The 18,997-nt window shown below is 71.4% G+C and carries 17 protein-coding genes; 10 read left to right on the forward strand and 7 right to left on the reverse strand.

The annotated features are described in order from the left end of the window. The first annotated feature begins 36 nt into the window (after positions 1-36). Positions 37-1,950: a 1-deoxy-D-xylulose-5-phosphate synthase gene (dxs, locus tag DLJ49_RS05560; protein ID WP_115392523.1), complete on the forward strand. Its 1,914-nt coding sequence runs from the start codon at positions 37-39 to the stop codon at positions 1,948-1,950. Positions 1,951-2,031: 81 nt separating this feature from the next. Here dxs and DLJ49_RS05565 read toward each other — a convergent pair whose 3' ends face one another. From DLJ49_RS05565 to chlG, 5 genes are all read right to left on the reverse strand, one after another. Further along, positions 2,032-2,958, reverse strand: a complete 927-nt coding sequence (locus tag DLJ49_RS05565) for an L-lactate dehydrogenase (protein WP_115392524.1) — start codon at positions 2,956-2,958, stop codon at positions 2,032-2,034. 89 nt (positions 2,959-3,047) lie between these two features. Beyond that, the gene (gene idi, locus DLJ49_RS05570) at positions 3,048-3,581 is read right to left on the reverse strand and encodes an isopentenyl-diphosphate Delta-isomerase (protein ID WP_115392525.1); all 534 of its coding nucleotides are present in this window, start codon (positions 3,579-3,581) and stop codon (positions 3,048-3,050) included. A 19-nt stretch (positions 3,582-3,600) separates the two neighbouring features. Continuing rightward, on the reverse strand, positions 3,601-4,797 hold the full coding sequence (locus DLJ49_RS05575) for a geranylgeranyl diphosphate reductase (protein WP_115392526.1): 1,197 nt from the start codon (positions 4,795-4,797) through the stop codon (positions 3,601-3,603). A 5-nt stretch (positions 4,798-4,802) separates the two neighbouring features. After that, the gene (locus tag DLJ49_RS05580) at positions 4,803-6,086 is read right to left on the reverse strand and encodes a BCD family MFS transporter (RefSeq protein ID WP_115392527.1); all 1,284 of its coding nucleotides are present in this window, start codon (positions 6,084-6,086) and stop codon (positions 4,803-4,805) included. After that, positions 6,083-7,000, reverse strand: coding sequence for a chlorophyll synthase ChlG (gene chlG, locus DLJ49_RS05585; RefSeq protein WP_115392528.1), 918 nt, complete (start codon positions 6,998-7,000; stop codon positions 6,083-6,085). The genes DLJ49_RS05580 and chlG overlap by 4 nt, the downstream gene beginning before the upstream one ends. Positions 7,001-7,292: 292 nt before the next feature. Between chlG and DLJ49_RS05590 the strand changes: the two genes are divergently transcribed. The 9 genes from DLJ49_RS05590 to DLJ49_RS05630 all read left to right on the forward strand — a co-directional run bounded on the left by DLJ49_RS05590 (position 7,293) and on the right by DLJ49_RS05630 (position 15,092). Continuing rightward, positions 7,293-7,922, forward strand: a complete 630-nt coding sequence (locus DLJ49_RS05590) for a hypothetical protein (RefSeq protein ID WP_115392529.1) — start codon at positions 7,293-7,295, stop codon at positions 7,920-7,922. A gap of 9 nt (positions 7,923-7,931) precedes the next feature. After that, positions 7,932-8,279 carry a hypothetical protein gene (locus DLJ49_RS05595; protein WP_115392530.1) on the forward strand — a complete coding sequence of 116 codons (348 nt, stop codon included), beginning with the start codon at positions 7,932-7,934 and terminating at the stop codon, positions 8,277-8,279. A 79-nt stretch (positions 8,280-8,358) separates the two neighbouring features. Continuing rightward, positions 8,359-9,726, forward strand: a complete 1,368-nt coding sequence (locus tag DLJ49_RS05600) for an MFS transporter (protein ID WP_115392531.1) — start codon at positions 8,359-8,361, stop codon at positions 9,724-9,726. Next, positions 9,690-10,586, forward strand: a complete 897-nt coding sequence (mepA, locus tag DLJ49_RS05605; protein WP_115392532.1) for a penicillin-insensitive murein endopeptidase — start codon at positions 9,690-9,692, stop codon at positions 10,584-10,586. The genes DLJ49_RS05600 and mepA overlap by 37 nt, the downstream gene beginning before the upstream one ends. Before the next feature lie 17 nt (positions 10,587-10,603). Next, entirely contained in the window at positions 10,604-11,497 is an 894-nt protein-coding gene (locus DLJ49_RS05610) for an esterase-like activity of phytase family protein (RefSeq protein WP_115392533.1), read from the forward strand. 63 nt (positions 11,498-11,560) lie between these two features. Next, positions 11,561-12,178 (forward strand): queuosine precursor transporter, encoded by a 618-nt coding sequence (locus DLJ49_RS05615; protein WP_115392534.1) that lies wholly within the window; start codon positions 11,561-11,563, stop codon positions 12,176-12,178. A gap of 262 nt (positions 12,179-12,440) precedes the next feature. Continuing rightward, positions 12,441-12,866: an alternative ribosome rescue aminoacyl-tRNA hydrolase ArfB gene (arfB, locus tag DLJ49_RS05620; protein ID WP_115392535.1), complete on the forward strand. Its 426-nt coding sequence runs from the start codon at positions 12,441-12,443 to the stop codon at positions 12,864-12,866. Positions 12,867-12,879: 13 nt separating this feature from the next. After that, a complete protein-coding gene (locus DLJ49_RS05625) occupies positions 12,880-14,163 on the forward strand; it encodes an aspartate aminotransferase family protein (protein WP_115392536.1) in 1,284 nt (427 codons plus the stop codon). Then, positions 14,160-15,092 (forward strand): phosphotransferase enzyme family protein, encoded by a 933-nt coding sequence (locus DLJ49_RS05630; protein ID WP_115392537.1) that lies wholly within the window; start codon positions 14,160-14,162, stop codon positions 15,090-15,092. Before DLJ49_RS05625 ends, DLJ49_RS05630 begins: the two co-directional genes overlap by 4 nt. 1 nt (position 15,093) lies before the next feature. On the opposite strand, the gene pncB is transcribed toward DLJ49_RS05630, so the two are convergent. Next, positions 15,094-16,386, reverse strand: a complete 1,293-nt coding sequence (pncB, locus tag DLJ49_RS05635) for a nicotinate phosphoribosyltransferase (RefSeq protein WP_115392538.1) — start codon at positions 16,384-16,386, stop codon at positions 15,094-15,096. 114 nt (positions 16,387-16,500) lie between these two features. Continuing rightward, positions 16,501-18,963, reverse strand: a complete 2,463-nt coding sequence (locus DLJ49_RS05640) for a PAS domain-containing hybrid sensor histidine kinase/response regulator (protein ID WP_115392539.1) — start codon at positions 18,961-18,963, stop codon at positions 16,501-16,503. Between the last annotated feature and the right edge of the window lie 34 nt (positions 18,964-18,997).

An 18,997-nucleotide genomic window follows, 5' to 3' on the forward strand; every position in this document is an offset into this window, starting at 1 on the left:
CCTTTCGGATTCGCATCGTGACCGGAGGAGAGAGCGATGTCTGACCGCCCCCATACCCCCACGCTCGACCGTGTCGCCGGGCCCGCCGACCTCAAGGCGCTGACCGATCGGGACCTCGGGCGATTGGCCGACGAACTGCGCGCCGAGACGATCTCGGCGGTGTCGGAGACGGGCGGCCATCTCGGCTCCTCGCTCGGCGTCGTCGAGCTGACGGTCGCGATCCACGCCGTGTTCGACACGCCCAAGGACAAGCTGGTCTGGGATGTCGGCCACCAGTGCTACCCTCACAAGATCCTCACCGGCCGCCGCGGGCGCATCCGTACCCTGCGGCAGGAGGGCGGGCTGTCGGGATTCACCAAGCGATCGGAATCGGTCTACGACCCGTTCGGCGCGGCGCATTCCTCGACCTCGATCTCGGCGGCGCTCGGTTTCACCGTGGCGCGCGACATGGGCCAGCCGACCGGCGACGCGGTGGCGGTGATCGGAGACGGCTCGATCAGCGCGGGCATGGCCTACGAGGCGCTCAACAATGCCGGCCACGAGGGCCGGCGGATGTTCGTCATCCTCAACGACAACGAGATGTCGATCGCGCCCCCAGTCGGTGCGATGTCGCGATACCTCTCTGGCCTCTACGGCACGCCCTTCGCGAAGATGGCCGAGGGCTTCGAATCGGCGCTTCCCGGGCCCTTCCGCGACGGTGCCCGTCGCGCGCGCCAGCTTGTCAGCGGCTCGGCCCACACGGGCGGCACGCTCTTCGAGGAGCTGGGCTTCACCTATATCGGCCCGGTCGACGGGCACGACATGGACGGCTTGCTGATGGTGCTGCGCGCGGCCAGGGCGCGGGCAACGGGGCCGGTGCTCATCCACGCGCTGACGAAGAAGGGCAAGGGCTATGCCCCGGCCGAGACCTCGGCCGACAAGTATCACGGCGTGGCGAAGTTCGACGTGGCGACCGGCACGCAGAAGAAGTCGAAGAGCAACGCGCCGGCCTATACCAAGGTGTTCGGCCAGACCCTGACTCAGCTTGCCGCCGAGGACCCGTCGATCGTGGCGGTGACCGCGGCGATGCCCTCAGGCACCGGCGTCAACATCATGGCCGACCGCTTTCCTGCGCGAGTCTTCGACGTGGGCATCGCCGAGCAGCACGGCGTGACCTTCGCCGCGGGGATGGCCGCGGGCGGTCTCAAGCCCTTCTGCGCCATCTACTCGACCTTCCTGCAGCGCGGCTACGACCAGGTGGTGCACGACGTGGCCCTTCAGGGCTTGCCGGTGCGCTTCGCCATCGACCGGGCGGGGCTGGTGGGCGCCGACGGGGCGACCCACGCGGGCGCCTTCGACGTGGCCTACCTGTCGAACCTGCCGGGGATGGTCGTCATGGCCGCGGCCGACGAGGCGGAGCTCGTGCACATGACCACCACCGCCGCGGCCTGGGACGAGGGCCCCATCGCCTTCCGCTACCCCCGCGGCGACGGTGTGGGCGTCGAGATGCCCGAGCGCGGAACCGTGCTCGAGATCGGGCGGGGCCGCATCGTGCGCGAGGGCGAGGGCGTGGCGATCCTGTCGTTCGGCGCGCATCTCGACGAGGCGCTGCGCGCGGCCGAGGGGCTCGCCGCGCGGGGCGTGACCTGCACCGTGGCCGATGCCCGTTTCGCCAGGCCGCTGGATACCGACCTGATCGGCCAGCTCGCCCGCCACCATGGTGCCCTGATCACTGTCGAGCAGGGCGCCCAGGGCGGCTTCGGCGCGCAGGTGCTGCACCACCTCGCCGGGGCGGGGCTGCTCGACGCGGGCCTGAGGGTGCGCACGATGACGCTGCCCGACCGGTTCATCGACCAGGCGAGCCCCGCCGCGATGTATGCCGAGGCGGGCCTGACCGCCGACGACATCGCCGCGACGGCGCTGCGCGCGCTCGGGATCGAGGCCCCCGCCTTCGGCGCCGCGCGCGCGTGAGCCGCGCGCAAGAGCCTTGAGCAAGGCTCTTGCAAATTCCTTCCTCAAGGAATTTGCCCGCGGCGGCCGGCGGCGTCGCGTTCAGAGGGCGTCGGCGGTCTGCTTGAGAAGGTCGGCCGAGGCGCGCAACGCCGCCGCCTCGTTCGCATCTAGGCTGGGGCTCAATTCGGCCACCAGGCCCTCGGCGCCGATCAGCCGCGGCAGCGAGAAGGCCACGCGGGGGTAGTCGGTGAGGGTTTCGCTCTCTGCCGAGAGCGAGAGCACCGCCCGCTCGTCCTGCGCGATGGCCGAGACGATGCGCGCGAGACCCCCGCCGATACCGTAATTCGTGGCGCCCTTGCCAGAGATGATGCGGTAGGCTGCGCGGCGCACGCCCTCGTCGACCGTTTCCCTGACCGACCGGGTGATGGGCGCGCGAACCTGCGCGGCAAAGGCCTCGAGCGGCATGGTGCCGACGCGCGCGCCTGACCAGCCGAGCACCTCGCTGTCGCCGTGCTCGCCCAGGACATAGGCGTGGATCGACCGGGACGAGACGCCGAGATGCCCGGCGAGCAGGGAGCGGAAGCGGGCCGTGTCGAGGATCGTGCCGGAGCCTATGACGCGCGATGCCTTCAGCCCCGACAGGCGCAGGGCGACGGTCGTCATGATGTCGACCGGGTTGGTGGCGATCACGAGGATCGGGTCGGGCACCACGCTCAGCACCTGCCCGATCACGTCTTCGAACACCGCCGCGTTGCGCGACAGCAAGGCGAGGCGGCTCTCGCCAGGCTGCTGGTTGACCCCGGCAGCGAGGATCACGATGCCCGCATCCGCCAGCGCCTCGTAGCCGCCGGCCGAGACGCGCGCCGGCGAAGTGAAGGGCATGGCGTGAAGGATGTCGGCCGCCTGCGCCTCGGCCAGCGCCGCGCTGCGATCGACCAGCACCACCTCCTGGGCCGCACGCATCAGCCCGATCGCGTAGGCGGCGGTCGCCCCCACCGCTCCGGCGCCCACGATTCCGACTTTCATGGGGGTCTCCAATCTGCCTGTTCGCCGCGCCTTTCTGCGGGTGCGAACGGCATGGCGAAAGGGCGCACCCTGACGCGGGGGCGCGGCGCTCAGACGCGGACGAGGCTGCCGAAGATGCTGTCGCGATGCTCGCGCAGGTAGATCTGCAGCCACGGCGTGAAGCGGTGCGGCCGGCGCGAGACCTCGGCGGTCAGGTCGTAGAACCCGACCCACTCGACCTGAGACACTTCGTCGGGGTTCGGCTCGACCTTCATCTTGCGCTCGGAGATCGCGGTGAAGATGTCGACCACCTCGTGCTCGATCAGCCCGCCGCCCACCTCTGCGCGGTATTCCACCGTGTCGCGGTGGGCGGGGTAGAGACCCTCGATGCCGAGTTCCTCCTTCAGCCGCCGCACCGCGCATTCGGCCGGTCCCTCGCGCCAGTGGGGATGGGTGCAGCAGGTGTTCGTCCACAGGCCGGGCGTGTGGTACTTCGACAGCGCGCGCCGCTGCAGCAGGACATTCTCGCCGTCGAGGACGAAGACGGACACGGCCTTGTGCTTCAGCCCCTTGCGGTGGACCTCGAGCTTCTCCACGGGAGCGAGCTCTCCGTCCACCCAGGCCGGGATCATCGTGTCCGTCATTCGGGCCTTCTGTTCGGTCTCAGGTGGAGACCGCCGGAACGATCCCCAAAAGGTGCGCAACGTTCTTGAACCCGATCTTGATGTGCGCCAGCGGTCGCGCCTTCACGAGCTCCTTGTTCATGTAAGCCTCGAACGTGAGCCTTTGCACGTCGACATCATGACACAGCGACACGAAGCGCTCCCGCCGCTCGTCGGACCGGTAGTAGGCGTCCTGCATCGCGCCGAGGATCTTGAACACGTTCTTGTGCTCTTTCATGAACAGGGAGCGCGCGAGCTGCAGGTCCTTCACGCGCCCCGTCTTGAGCGCGGCCTGCGCCGCGGTGGCGGCGGCGCGGCCTCCGGCCATCGCGTAGTAGATGCCCTCGCCCGAGGACGGGGCAACGACGCCCGCGGCGTCGCCCGCGAGCACGACATCCTTGCCGTTGTCCCAGCGGTCGAGCGGTTTCAGCGGGATCGGCGCGCCCTCGCGGCGGATCGTGTCGCACTCCTCGAGGCCCGCGGCGAGGCGAAGGGCGGCGGTGGCCTCCTTCAGGTCGACGTCCTTGACCATCGAGCCCATGCCGACCGAGGCCGACTTCCCGTGCGGGAACACCCAGCCGTAGAAATCGGGCGAGATGCGGCCGTCGTAGATCACGTCGCAGCGATGCGCCTCGTAGGCGCCATTGATGCACTCGGCCTTGGCCCCGGTGGGGTCGATGATCTCGTGGTAGGCGATGACGTAGGGGATCTTGTCGCCCCCCTTCACCTCCTGCCGGGCCACGTTCGAGCGGGCGCCGTCGGCCCCGATCACGTATTTCGTGGGCAGGCGCACCTCGTCTCCGCTCGCCTTGTCGCGGTAGACGACGATGGTCCTGCCGTCCTCGCGCACGATTTCCTTGAACGTGCCGGTGTGTCGGTCGGCCCCGGCCTTGGCTGCGCGATCGCGCAGGAACTCGTCGAAATGCTCGCGGTCGACCATGCCGACGAAGCCGTTCTCGATCGGGATGTCGACGTGGCGGTGGGTGGGCGAGATCATCCGCGCGGTGTCGATCTTGGCGACGAGCTGGCTGTCGGGGATGGCGAAATCCGCGATCAGGCGGGGCGGGATGGCGCCCCCGCAGGGCTTGATGCGCCCCGCTCGGTCAATCATGGCCACGCGCTTGCCGGCGCGGGCGAGGTCTTCGGCGGCGGTGGCGCCGGAGGGGCCGCCCCCCACGACGACGACGTCGTAGTCCATCTCTCTCACTCCCCTGGGACGAGCGCCGGATCGGGTGCGCTCGGTTTCGACATCATGCGGAAGGCCATGCTGGCCGCGGCGACGAACAGGGCCGCCTCGACAAGAAAAACGGCGCCGAAGGCCGGCGCGTCGGCGGTGACGGTGCGCAGCGTGTCGACGGCAGCGGCGCCGACGAGCCCGCCGAAGCCCGCGGCGATCGCCTGCGCGGCGCCCCAGAGCCCCATGCGCGTGCCCTCGCGCTTTTCTCGGCCCTGGCCGGCGAGCGCCATCATTGAGCCTATGGCGGCGACGGCGAACATGCCGTTGAAAAAGCCCATGGCGATCACCACCGGCACCAGCGGCGCACCGGGGCCGAGGGGGCCCAGCGCGGCGAGGCCCACCTGGGTCGCGGCCGAGCCGAGGCACCCGGCGATGACCCAGGTGCGCAGGCTCCCGATGCGCAGCGCCGTGCCGGCGATCCCGACGGTGACCATGCCGAGGAACACGCCGCCGTTCTGCGCGCCCGAGAGCGAGGTCGACTGCCCCGGCGTGAAGCCGAAGACGAGGCCGGCGTAGGGCTCGAGGATCAGTTCCTGCATGAAGTAGGCGGTCATCGACAGGAAGACGAAGATCGTGAAGCGGCGCGCGTCGCGCTCGGCCCAGACCTCTTTCAGCCCCTGCAGGAAGGGCTGCTCCTCCGGCGCGCGTTCGGCCTGCACGCCGCGCTCGACGCCCCAGACGGCGAGGCAGGTGACGGTGAAGGCGGCGGTGGCGACGATGGCGACGATCGTCAGCATGCGTTCGGGCGAGTAGGGCTCGAGCACCGCGCCGACGATTCCTGCCGTGGCGGCGATGCCTAGGATCATCATCAGCCAGGTGATCGTGGCCGCGGCCGGCCGACGCTCGGGCGCGGTGGCGGTGGCGAGCAGGGCGAGCAGCGACGTGCCCGATGCGCCCACGCCGATGCCGATCAGGATGTAGGCGAGGATCGACAGGGCGAGGCCCGTGACGAAGGACTCCTCCATCGCCCAGACGCCGGTCGCGGCGAGCATCCCGCCGGCGGCGAGCACGGCCATGCCGACGACGATCCAGAAGGTGCGGCGACCGCTCGTGTCGGAAAGGAACCCCCAGTTGGGCCGTGTGATCTGGATGCCGTAGTGCAGCGCCACAAGCAGGCCCGGCAGCACGGCGGGCAGGGCCAGCTCCACCACCATCAGGCGGTTGAGCGTTGAGGTCATCAGCACGACGATGGCGCCGAGCGCCATCTGCACCGCCCCGAGGCGGAAGATCGACAGCCACGAGAGCGTCATCCCATCCCCCTGAGTGCGAAGGCGGCGACCATCATGCCCGAAACGTAGAGGCCCACGCCCGGCCCGTTGTACCAGGGCGCCCGGCCCTTGGGATCGCGCAAGAGCACCTGCATGGCCCAGACCTGCCCGAAGAGGCCGGCGGCGATGGCGGCGGCGAACGGCTCGCGCCCCCAGTGGAACAGCAGCGCGATGACGGCGACCTGCGGGATCGCCATGATCCAGCAGGCGAGCCGCGCGGCGCGCTCGGGCCCGAGCGTCACGGGCAGCGAGTTGACGCCCATCTGCCGGTCGCCCTCGAGCGCCTTGAAGTCGTTCAGCGTCATGATCCCGTGGGCGCCGATGCCGTAGAGCAGCGCGACGATCACGATCTCGATTCGAGGGGCACCGGCCGAGAGAACGGCGGCGCCGGTGAACCACGGGAGCGATTCGTAGGACAGGCCCACGAGGCCCGGCCCCCACCAGCCCGACCGCTTCAGGCGCACGGGCTCGGCCGAATAGGCCCAGGCGGCCAGCACGCCGACCACGGTCGCGGCGAAGCCCCACGGCCCGAGAAACCAGCCCACGAAGAGCGACAGCGCCGACATGGCCAGCGCGATCCAGAGGCCCCAGCGGCCGGGGATGCGGCCCGAGGGAATCGGGCGATCAGGCTCGTTGATCGCGTCGACGTGGCGGTCGCACCAGTCGTTCGCGGCCTGGCTCATGCCGCAGACGATGGGGCCGGCCAGGACGATGCCGAGCAGCACCAGCCCCCAGCCCTGCACGAAGCTGCCGCCGGCCGAGACCGCACCACAGAGAAACGCCCACATGGGCGGGAACCACGTGATCGGCTTGATCAGCGTGAGCGCGGCGCGCGGCTGGGGCAGGCGGCGAACCGCCGGCACGGGAGCGGGGTGTAAACCTGAGCTTACAGTCATGGCGCCAGAGAATAGCACGGAAACGCCCCGATCAAGAAGAAAGATCAGCGAGCACTGCGGCGAAAGTGTCCACTTTGCCTGACAGTCTGGCGACGCCCTGTCCGCGGAAATGTTAACCCTTTGGCAAGATTTGTGTGACTCCGCGCCGGTATTCGGCCCAATTTACATCGGATTCTTCGCGTAGTGAGTATCCATGGCTCTGTCGCCGCCTCATCAGCCCCGGTTCGCGCGGGCCCAATGCCTCTCCGATCTTCGCGCCCTCGCGGGCATGTCGGCGGCGGGAGCGGGCGCCGTGGCCGAACGGATCGCCGCGTGCCTTCCCGGCGCGGAGGCGGGCGATGTGGCCGTGGCGTTGAGCGCGGGGCGCCTGCCGGCCGGCGCCGGGCCGCTGCGCGAGGCGGTCGAGTTGGCCGCGGCGCTTCCCGGTCGCGACGCGCCTGCCTTCCACGCGGCCACCGCATTGCTCCTGGCCGAGGCGCTCGAAGGGGAGAGCCCTCTCGCCCCGCCCGATCTTGCCGCCTATCACGACGCCCATTCAGACGCCTACCGCGCCGCCCCCGCCGCGGTGCGGGCCGCGCTGATGAACGGGTTTCGCCTGTTGCACGACACCGGCGCCGCCCCGCTCCAGCCTCCGCCGACGCTGGCCGAGAGGGCGACCCGCGCTCGGGTCGTGGTGGAGGCCGGCCTTGCGGGGGCGCCGCTGCATCTGCGCCTGCCGCTGCAGGCCGCGCTTGCGGGCGGCCCGCCGGGCGAGACCGAGGCCCTGTGGCGCGACCGCGGGCGCGATCTGGTCGCCGCGCCGCCGGTGGCCGACGCCATGCGCCACCTCTACGAGACCCGCGACGACTGGGATCCGTGGCGCGACTGGCCCGACGACCGGATCGCGCAAGAGGGCGTTGCCATCCCCTTCGAGGCGCCCTAGGCCCGGGCCATGGCCAAGCGCACCTCTGCCCCCAAGGTCTATACCCTGCTCGTGGAGGTCGGCCGCGCGGCCGGGGACGGCCTGCCCGAGGGGTCCACCGGGGCGGGACTGCTCTGTTACGCCTCCGGGCACGACGAGGAAGAGGCGGTGCGCGAGACGGTGCAGGTGCTGCGTCAGGCCGGGCTCGCGCCGCTCGACGTGACCGGCTACGGCACGCTGGCCGAGCGCCTCGCCGAGGGGCACGAGATCGCGCCAGAGGAAAAGGGCCTGATGGACCGCGCGGCGGAGGAGAACGCCGTCGTCGTGGCGCAGGTCACGCCCGTCTTCGGCGACGACGACACCGCCTCGACCGACTGACCGGCCCGGCTCGCCGATGCCGCGCTTGCCGCGGCGGCGGCTGCGGTGCTTGATGCGCCTCACGGGCAGGGGAGCGGAGATGGACGCGGCGCGCAAGAGGATCTGGGGCTGGTTCTTCTTCGACTGGGCTAGTCAGCCCTACAACACCCTCCTTCTCACCTTCATCTTCGGCCCCTACGTGGCCGAGGTGCTGGGCGACGGCAGCCGTGCGCAGGCCGCCTGGGGCTACGGCGTGGGCGCGGCGGGCGTGGTGATCGCGCTGCTCGCCCCCTTTCTCGGCGCGATGGCCGACAAGGGCGGCAGCCGGATGCCGTGGATCGTGCTCTTCTCGATCTTCTACGTGATCGGCGCGGCGAGCCTGTGGTTCGCCGCGCCGGACGATTTCGACCTCGTGCGCACCCTCGTCTTCTTCGCGCTCGGCCTGATCGGGATGGAATTCGCCACGGTCTTCACCAACGCGATGCTGCCCACGCTGGGGCCGGCGCGCGAGGTGGGGCGCATCTCGGGCAGCGGCTGGGCCTTCGGCTATCTCGGCGGTCTGGTCGCGCTGGTGGTTATGCTGCTGTTCTTCGCCGAAAGCGCGGCGGGCACCACCCTGCTCGGGATCGCGCCGCTGTTCGGCCTCGACCCGGCCGATCGCGAGGGTACCCGTTTCGTCGGCCCGTTCACGGCGCTCTGGTTCCTCGTCTTCATGGTGCCGTTCTTCCTGTGGGTGCGCGAGCCGCGCCGGCCCGGCGCGCTGCCTCCCGGCGCCGCGGCGCGCGCCGCGTGGCCGGAGCTGAGGGCGACGCTGCGGAGCCTGCCGCGAAGGCCGTCGCTGTTCTCGTTTCTCGGCGCGTCGATGCTCTACCGCGACGCGCTCAACGGCTTCTACTTCTTCGGCGGCATCTTCGCCGCCGGCGTGCTGGGCTGGTCGGTCGTCGATCTGGGCGTCTTCGGCATCCTCGCCGTCGTCACCGCCGCCGTCTTCGCCTGGATCGGCGGCCGGGCCGATTCGCGATTCGGCCCGAAGCCGGTGATCGTGGTCTGCCTGATGGTGCTGGCGGCGCTGGCGACGACCGTCGTCTTCCTGTCGCGCGAGACGGTCTTCGGCATGGCCGTGGCGCCCGGGTCGCGGCTGCCCGACGTCACCTTCTACATCGTGGGCGCAGGCATCGGCGCGGCAGGCGGTGCGCTGCAATCCTCCTCGCGCTCGATGATGGTGCGGCAGGCGGCTCCGGAGCAGATGACGGAAGGCTTCGGCCTCTACGCGCTGGCCGGCAAGGCGACGGCGTTCCTCGCGCCGCTGCTCGTCGGTGTCGTCACCGATGCCACAGGCAGCCAGCAGGCAGGCATCGTCCCGCTCATCGCGTTGTTCCTCGCGGGCCTGTTTCTGCTAGTCTGGACCAAACCGGACGGAGCACGCGACGAATGGATCCTGGCGCCCGACTCGCAGCCCTCGCGCTGACCCTGTGCCTCGCCGCGCCCGCGGCCCTGGCGCAGCAAAAGGCCAACGTGCTTTTCGGGCGCATGGATACGCCCTCGCGGCAGGGGGCCGAGGCCATCGGCTCCTACGCCAAGGGCTGCGCGGCCGGGCTCGTCCAGCTGCCCGAGACGGGGCCGACGTGGCAGGCGATGCGCCTGTCGCGCAATCGCAACTGGGGCCACCCGGAGGCGATCGGCTTCATCGTCGATCTGTCGGAATTCGCCACGCGGGTCGGCTGGAAGGGCCTTTATGTCGGCGATATCTCGCAGCCCCGCGGCGGGCCGATGACGAGCGGCCACCAGAGCCACCAGATCGGCCTCGACATCGACATCTGGATGAAGCCCGCGACGCGGCTCAACCTGTCGCGGGCGCAGCGCGAGAGCCTGTCGTCGATCTCGGTGCGCTCGGCCGACCAGCGTTCGGTCAACGGAAACTGGACGCGCGCCCACCACGAGATCCTCAAGCGCGCCGCTCGGGACAGCCGGGTGGATCGCGTCTTCGTCACGCCGCCGGTCAAGATCGAGATGTGCAAGACCGCGAGCCGCGGCGACCGCGACTGGATGCAGAAGATCCGCCCGATCTACGGCCATCACTACCACTTTCATGTCCGGCTCAAGTGCCCGCGCGGCAACCGTGCCTGCGAGACGCAGCGACCGACGGTGGCCGAGCTCTCGAAGGGGGGCGACGGCTGCGACGAGACGCTCATGTGGTGGGTGACCGACTACCTCGACCCGCCCAAGGTGCAGAAGCCGGCCGAGCCCGCACCGAAGCGCCGCGGCGCGCGCGACTACACCCTGGCCGACCTGCCCCGCCAGTGCCAGCAGGTCCTCGCCGCGCGCTGAGGGCGGCGGCACGGCTGATGCTCGCGGCGCTCGCTGCCGCCGGCATGGCCGTGGCCGCCGCCGACTCGGGTGACCCCGTCGCCCTGCCGCTGCCCTATGCCGGGCCGCTCGGCGGCTGGTCGGGAATCGACGTGTCGCCCGACGGCCGCCGCTTCGTCGCGGTGACCGATGCCGGGCGGAGCACCTCGGGGCGGCTGCTGCGCGAGGGCGGCAGGCTCGCCGGCATCGAGGCGCCGCCGCCGCGCCGCCTTGGGGGCCTGCGCGGGCAGCCCACCGACAGGGAAGCCGACGATTCCGAGGGGATCGACGTCGATTGGGAGACGGGCGACGTCTGGATCTCGTTCGAGGGCTTCGCCCGGCTGCGCCGCTACGCCCCGCCCGACATGGCGGCGCACTGGCTGCCCGACCTGCCGCGCGGGTTCCTGCCGGGCCACAATCGCGGGTTCGAGGCGCTGGCGCGCGATGCCGCGGGCAACGCCTACACGCTTCCCGAACAGCCCGCCTCGGGCTACGGGCCGATGACCGTCTACCCGCTCTACCGGCTCGATGCCCGGTCAGGCGAATGGGAGGTCGCCACGCGACTCACGCACGACCGCGACTGGCTGGCCACCGGCGCCGATTTCGGCCCCGACGGCGCGTTCTACCTGCTCGAGCGTCGCTTTCTCGGCGTCGCCTTCGCCTCGCGCATCCGCCGGTTCGATCTGCGCGCAGGCGCCGGCCTGCTCGACGGCGAAGAGGTCTGGCGCTCGCCGCTGGGGCGCTACGGCAACCTCGAGGGCCTCGGCCTCTGGCGCGACGCCGAGGGGCACCTACGCGCCGTCATGGTGGCCGACGACAATCACCGGGCGTGGCAGCGCGGCCAGATCGTCGAGGTGACGCTGCCCCTTGCGCCCCTGCAGGCGCAGCGGTAGCTCCGGGGCTTTCCGGGTGCGCCCCGGACAAGTCTCCGCAACCTTGTAAAAACGGACTGATCTATGACCCGCCAAGCCCTGCCCGGCATCCTCGCCATGGCCGCCATCGTGGTGGCCTCCAACATTCTCGTCCAGTACCTGCTCGGCGACTGGCTGACATGGGGGGCGCTGACCTACCCGCTCGCCTTCCTCGTCACCGACCTGATGAACCGTCTCTACGGCCCGGCGCTCGCCCGGCAGGTGGTGTTCACCGGCTTCGTCGTTGGCGTGTTCTGCTCGCTCGTCGCCTCGCAGTTCGACGCCACGACATTCCGCATCGCGGTGGGGTCGGGCACGGCGTTCCTCGTCGCGCAGCTGCTCGACGTGGCCGTGTTCGACCGGATGCGCGGCCGTGCATGGTGGCAGGCGCCGCTCGCCTCGACGGTGATCGGCTCGACCGTCGACACGGCGCTGTTCTTTTCCATCGCCTTCGCTGCCGCGCTGAACGGGCTGGAGCCCGCCAATGCGCCCGTCTGGGCGCAGGAGGCGCTGCCGCTTCTGGGGGGCGGGCCGGTCGCGCCGCTCTGGGTGTCGCTCGCGGTGGCGGACTGGGGGGTAAAGCTGACGCTCGCGCTGATCGCGCTGATCCCCTTCCGCCTGATCGTCGCGCGGGCCGGCGGCGGAATGGAGGGAAGCCATTGACTTCTGCCGCTCACATGCCAACCTCCTTCCCTGGTTCAACAACGGAAAGGAGGTGATCCAGTGTCGAGAGTCATGCTGGAGAGAGGTGTCGGGACAGCGCGAGAGGCGCGCCTCTGAGGCAGCCCTCGGTGGTCGGCAGCCCGCGTTGGCGACAGCCTGACCGACCCCACCTCCTGAATGCTCGGAAGGGCCGCTCCACCAGGGGCGGCCCTTTTTCCTTGCTGCGCTTAACACGCGGGCGCCAATCTGAGAGAGTGCCGTCATGTTGCGCGTCACCGACGATATCGCCCTAGACGACTGGGAGATGACCGAGCAGTTCGTGCGGTCCTCGGGCCCCGGCGGGCAGAACGTCAACAAGGTGGCGACCGCGGTCGAGCTGCGCTTCGAGGCGGCGCGCAGCCCCAATCTGCCCGACCCGGTCAAGACGCGCCTCAGGCGGCTTGCCGGCCGGCGCTGGACCGACGAGGGCGCGATCGTGCTCAAGGTCGACGAGACGCGCAGCCAGGCCCGGAATCGCGAGATTGCGCGACAGCGGCTGGCCGAGCTTGTCGCCCGCGCCTCGGTCGCGCCCAAGCGGCGCAAGCCCACGCGGCCCACCCTCGCCTCGAAGCGCCGGCGGCTCGAGGGCAAGGCGAAGCGCGCCGAGGTGAAGGCCATGCGCGGCCGCGTCACCTCGGGCGACGAGTGAGGCGAGGCGCGCGATGGAGAGCCTCGCCGCCCGCCGCACGCGCCTCATGGGGCCGAACGTGCCCACCTTCTACCGCCGCCCGCTCGAGATCGTGCGCGGCGAGGGGGTGTGGCTGTGGGATGCCGCAGGCCGCCGGTATCTCGACGCCTACAACAACGTGCCCCATGTCGGCCATTGCCACCCCCGCGTGGTCGAGGCCGTCTCGCGGCAGCTCGCCACGCTCGACACCAATTCGCGCTACCTCCACCCGGGGATCCTCGACTACGCCGAGCGGCTGACCGCGAGTTTCGGAGACGGGCTGACGCAGGCGCTCTTCGCCTGCACGGGCTCGGAGGCGATGGATGTCGCCCTGCGCATGGCGCAGGCGGCGACCGGGCACACCGGGATCGTGGCGACCGACAACACCTATCATGGCAACACGACGGCGGTGGCGCAATTTTCTGCCCGTCGCCCGCCCCTGGGGGGCTACCCGCCCCATGTACGTCTCGTGCCGTCACCCGATGCGCGCGCGCCCCTCGGCGGCTCGGCGGCGGCGCAGCCCGCGGCTTTCGCCGCCGCCGTCGCGCGCGCGGCCGAGGATCTGGCCGAGGCGGGCCACGGCCTCGCCGCGCTGGTCGTCTGCCCGGTCTTCGCCAACGAGGGGCTGCCGGGCGTCGGCCCCGGTTGGCTCGATGCGTCGGCAGAGGCGGTGCGCAAGGCCGGCGGCGTGTTGATCGTCGACGAGGTGCAGCCGGGGCTGGGGCGCGTGGGCACGCATCTGTGGGGGCACGGCCTGCTGGGCGTCGCGCCCGACATCGTGGTGCTGGGCAAGGCGCTGGGCAACGGCCATCCGCTTGCGGCGCTGGTGACGCGGCCGGATCACATGGCCGCCTTCCGCGAGAGGTTCGGCTACTTCAACACCACCGCGGCGACGCCGGTCGCCGCAGCCGCCGGCAGCGCCGTGCTCGACGTGATGGCTGACGAGGGCCTGCGTGAGAATGCCGGCCGAACGGGCGCCCGGCTGGCCGAGGCGCTGGGCACTCTGGACGATCCGGGCATCGCCCGCGTGACCGCGCATGGGCTGATGGCCGCGGTGGAGCTCGTCGACGGCACGGGCCGCCCCGACGCCGCCCGCGCCGAGGCGGTGGTGGAGCGGATGAAGGACGCCGGCGTGCTGATCGGGCGGATCGGGCGCCAGATGCACGTGCTCAAGATCCGCCCGCCCATGCCCTTCGCGCCCGAGCATGTCGACCGGCTGACCGAGGCGCTCGCTGCCGCTCTCGCCGCCGTGCCGCTAACGGAAGGCACGCCGGCATGACGGCGGCGCTGGCCGAGGCGGCGCTCGGGCCGTGGGGCGGGGCCGCGGCCCCGCCCCGGCTGGTCGTCGACCGCGAGAACGCCGTCTACGAGGTGCGCCTGCACTCCGGCGAGCGGGCGGCGCTGCGCCTGCACCGGGCAGGCTATCGCAGCCCCGCCGCCATCGAGGCCGAGATGGCGTGGACCGTCGCGCTGGCCGAGGAGGGCTTTCCCTGCCCCCGTCCCGTCGCCGCCGAGGACGGCGCGCTGCTCGCCCGCGCGCCCGACGGGCGGGCGGCGTCGGTCGTGGGCTGGATCGATGCGCCGCCGCTCGCCGAGGGCGGGCCGACCGTCGATGCCTTTCGCCGTCTGGGCGGGCTGATCGCGCGGCTGCACGACGAGACCGACAGGCTCGCCCCCGAGACGCGCGCCCTGCCCTCGTGGACGGGCGAGTCTCTGCTCGGCGACTCTCCTGTCTGGGGCCGGTTCTGGGAGCACCCGCATCTCACGCCCGAGGAAGCGCGCCTCCTGCAGATCGTCCGCGAGGAGGCGCGGGCGCGGCTCGACGCGCTGCCCGCGCCCGATCTGGGGCCGATCCACGGCGACGTGCTACTCGACAACGTGCTCGACCAGGGCAGCCGGCTCTGGCTGATCGACTTCGACGATTGCGGGGTGGGGCACCGCGGCTACGACCTCGGCACCGCGCTGGTGGGTCATGCCGCGCGCCCCGACTACCCAGACCTCGCCGCCGCGCTGGTCGCGGGCTATGCCAGCCGCCGGGGCAACGGGGCGCGGGTAGCGGCGGAGCTGTCGCTGTTCGTGATGCTGCGCGCGCTGGCCTCGTGCGGCTGGGTGCTCAGCCGCACCGAGCCCGGCGACCCCCGCAGGCGGGCCTATGCCGACCGGGCGGTGCGGCTGGCCGAGCGATGGCTGGCGCGGGCGGGCGCCTGAGTCAGACCACGACCGCGCGGGCCGTCTGCTCGCCCACCTCGAAGACGCGCTTGTAGCGCGCGATTTCCTCCTTCGGGCCCATCGCCTTGTTGGGGTTGTCCGACAGCTTGACGGTCGGGCGCCCGTTCGCCGCCACCGCCTTGCAGACGAGAGAGAAGGGGGCGAGCGCGTCGCCCGGAGCCAGCCCCCGGAAATCGTTGGTCAGCAGAGTGCCCCAGCCGAAGCTGACGCGCACCCGGCCGTGAAACTGGCGGTGCAGCTCGACGATCTTGTCGGCGTCGAGCCCGTCGGAAAAGATCACGAGCTTCTGCGCCGGATCCTCGCCGCGCTCCTGCCACCAGCGGATGGCCGTCTCGGCGCCCTCGGCCGGGTCGCCCGAATCGACGCGGATGCCCGTCCAGCCGGCCAGCCAGTCGGGCGCGTGGGCGAGGAAGCCCTCCGTGCCGTAGGTGTCGGGAAGGATGATGCGCAGGTTGCCCTCGTGCTCTTCGTGCCAGTCGGCGAGCACGCGATACGGGGCGCGGGCCAGTTCCTCGTCGGTTTCGGCAAGGGCGGCGTAGACCATGGGCAGCTCGTGGGCGTTGGTGCCGATCGCCTCGAGGTCGCGGTTCTTGGCGATCAGGCAGTTGGACGTCCCGGTGAAGGCGGGGCCGAGCCCCTCCTGCATCGCCTGCACGCACCAGTCCTGCCAGAGGAAGGAATGGCGGCGGCGGGTGCCGAAATCGGCGATCCTGAGGTCGTCGAGCGGGCGCAGCCGCTCGATCTTCTCCCAGGTTCGGGTCATGGCACGGGCGTAGAGCACCTGCAGCTCGAACTTGCCGAGCCGGTGGAGCACCGCCCGGCCGCGCAGCTCCATCAGGATGGCGAGCGCGGGGATCTCCCACAGCATCACCTCGGGCCACGGCCCTTCGAAGGTCAGCTCGTACTGGTCGCCCTTGCGCTCGAGCTCGTAGGGGGGCAGGCGCATGTTCTCGAACCACTCCATGAAGTCGGGGCGGAACATCTGGCGCTTGCCGTAGAAGGTGTTGCCGCGCAGCCACGTGCTTTCGCCGCGGCAGAGCGAGAGAGAGCGCACGTGGTCGAGCTGCTCGCGCAATTCGCCCTCGTCGATCAGCTCGGCCAGCGGCACGTGGGTGCTGCGGTTGATCAGCGAGAAGGTGACGGTGGTGTCGCGCCTGTTGCGAAAAACAGACTGGCACATCAACAGCTTGTAGAAGTCGGTATCGATCAGCGAGCGCACGATCGGATCGATCTTCCACTTGTGGTTCCAGACGCGCGCGGCGATGTCGACCATGGCTTTCTCCCCCGGCGACCGGCCGGGGCCGCCGCGGCGCACGCTAGCCGAACCGAGGCGCGAAGGGAAAGGCCGCGGCGGCTGCCGGCACCCTGTCGTGCAGGTTCGGCCTGATCAGGCCGAGGCGGAGCGGGGCGGCGCCGGCGGCAGAGCGGCGTCGTCTTGCTGCGGTGCGGCCTCTTGCGGCTCGCCCGCGCTGCCGCACGCGGGGCCGTCGGGTGCTGCCTGCACGGTATGGATCGGGACCGTGACGGCGGCGTGCGGCTCCACCGGCTGGGATGCGTGCGGCGGCGCGTCGCCGGCGCGCGCGGCGAGGAGGGCGTCGAGCGCGCCGGCGAGATCGGCCTTGCGCACCGGCTTGGCGAGAAAGCCTGTCATGCCGGCCTCGCGGCACTGTTCGCGGCTTTCGGCCAGCGCGTTGGCGGTGAGCGCGATCACCGGCACCGGCGGCAGACCGCGTGCCGCCTCTTCGCGCCGGATCGCGCGGGCGGCGGCGGGTCCGTCGAGGCCCGGCATCCGCATGTCCATGAAGACGGCGTCGGGCGGCGCCGCGCCATAGCGGGCGACTGCGTCGGTGCCGTTCTGCGCGGTGTCGACCACGGCGCCGGTCCCGCGCAGCATGGCCTCGATCAGGCGCAGGTTGGCGGGGTTGTCGTCGGCCACCAGCAGGCGCAGGCCGGCATAGGGCAGGGCGGCGGCCTCGGCCGTGCCTGCCTGCCCGGCGGCGGCAGCGGTAGGGGCAGATCCGGGTCGGGCGCCCGACGGCGTGTCGGGCTCCTCCGCCGGGGCGAGCGCGAGGTCGAGCGCCACGCGAAAGACCGATCCCGCCCCCGGAGCCGACTCGGCGGTGAGCGTGCCGCCCATCGCCTCGACCAGCTGGCGCGAGATGGCGAGGCCGAGCCCCGTTCCGCCATAGCGGCCGGCGATGTCGGGGCCGGCCTGGGTGAAGCTGTGGAATATCTCGTCGAGACGGTCCTCGGCGATGCCGATGCCGGTGTCGCGCACCTCGAGCGCGAGCGCAGCCCGGTCGCCCCCCTCGCGCACGCGCACCGAGAGCGCCACCTGCCCCGTCTCGGTGAACTTGATCGCGTTGCCGAGCAGGTTCGACAGCACCTGCCGAAGCCGCCCCGAATCGCCCACCAGACGGGGCAGCGCGCCCTCCGGCAGGTCGAGGGCGAAGCGCAGGCCCTTGCGCTCGGCCAACGGCCGCATCAGCCGCGCCACGCCCTCGAGGCAGGCGGCCAGGTCGAAGGGCGCCGCGCCCACGCGCAGCCGACCGGCCTCGAGCGCCGAGAGGTCGAGCACGTCGTTGACGATGTCGAGCAGTGCCTCGGCCGATTCGCCGATCGTGCGCACCATGCCGCGCTGGTCGCCCGACAACTCGGTGTCGAGCAGCATCTCGGCGTTGCCGATGATGCCGTTCATCGGCGTGCGCAGCTCGTGGCTGATCGTTGCGAGGAAGGCCTGCTTGGCGCGGCTCGCCTCGGCGGCGGCGCGACTCGCTTCGGCGAGCGCCGCCTCGCGCGCCTTGATGTGACCGATGTCGCGCTCGACCGAGACGGTGCTCGACAGCCTGCCCTCCGGGTCGAGCACGGGGGTCAGCCGCGTCTCAACCCAGACCGGCGTGCCGTCCTTGCGGCGGTTCATGATCTGGGTGCGCGCGGGCCGCCGCTCGCGTCGGGCGGTCATCAGGATGTCGATCGCCTCGGGGCTCGTTTCGGGGCCGTTGAGCAGGCGGATGTGCTGGCCCAGCGCCTCGCGCGCCGAATAGCCGGTCATCTCGGTGAAGCCCGCGTTGACCCAGGTGACGATGCCGTCCCCGTCGGTGATGATGATGCTGTCGGCCACCTGCTCGGCCACGGTGGAGAGGCGCCGCGTGGTCGCCTGGCTCTCGCGCAGGGCGGCGTTGGAGACGGCGAGGTCGAGAGCCGTCTTCAGCGTCAGTTCCTGCTTTTCATCGCTGCGCTTCCGGCTGCGCTGCACCTGCCGCACGAAGGCGACGAAGATATGGCCCATCAGCAGCGCGGCCATCAGGTCGTAGAAAATCCCGTCCTCGCCCGGCCCGGCCGGCAGGGGCCCCAGCGCGAAGATCATCGCGATGGTCGAGCCGTAGACCGCGAAGCGCGCGAGCGCGGCCCAGCGGTGCAGCCCCCAGAGCAGGGCGGCATCGAGCAGCGCCGCCATGCAGACGGCAACCGCGAACACCCGCGCGTCAGCGCCGCCGAGTTCCATCAGCTTCCACAGGAAGAAATCGATCGAGAGCGCCTGCACCGCGCCCATCCCGGCCGTGAGTGCGAGCAGCGTGGGCAGACGCCGCGCGATGCCGACCGTGCGCGAGAGCCGTCGGAGCAGCAGGCTTTCGCCGCCATCGGCAAGGGCGACCAGTGCGGCCGCGGCGAGCGCCGTCACCGGGTCGGCGACCCGCAGGAACACCGCAAGGCAGAAGATGGTGAAGAGTTGGCGCGCGAGGAAGTGGCGCGCCCGGCCGCGGCAATAGCTGACGAAGCGCCCCTCGGGGCTGCGCCGGCTGCGAAAGGCGGCGAGTTCTCGGCCGGCGGCCTCTGCGTCGGCGATCATGCTCCAGCGCTCCCGATGGGCGGCCCGGGTGGCC

Source organism: Rhodovulum sp. 12E13, assembly GCF_003340565.1.
Classification (GTDB): domain Bacteria; phylum Pseudomonadota; class Alphaproteobacteria; order Rhodobacterales; family Rhodobacteraceae; genus HLUCCA09.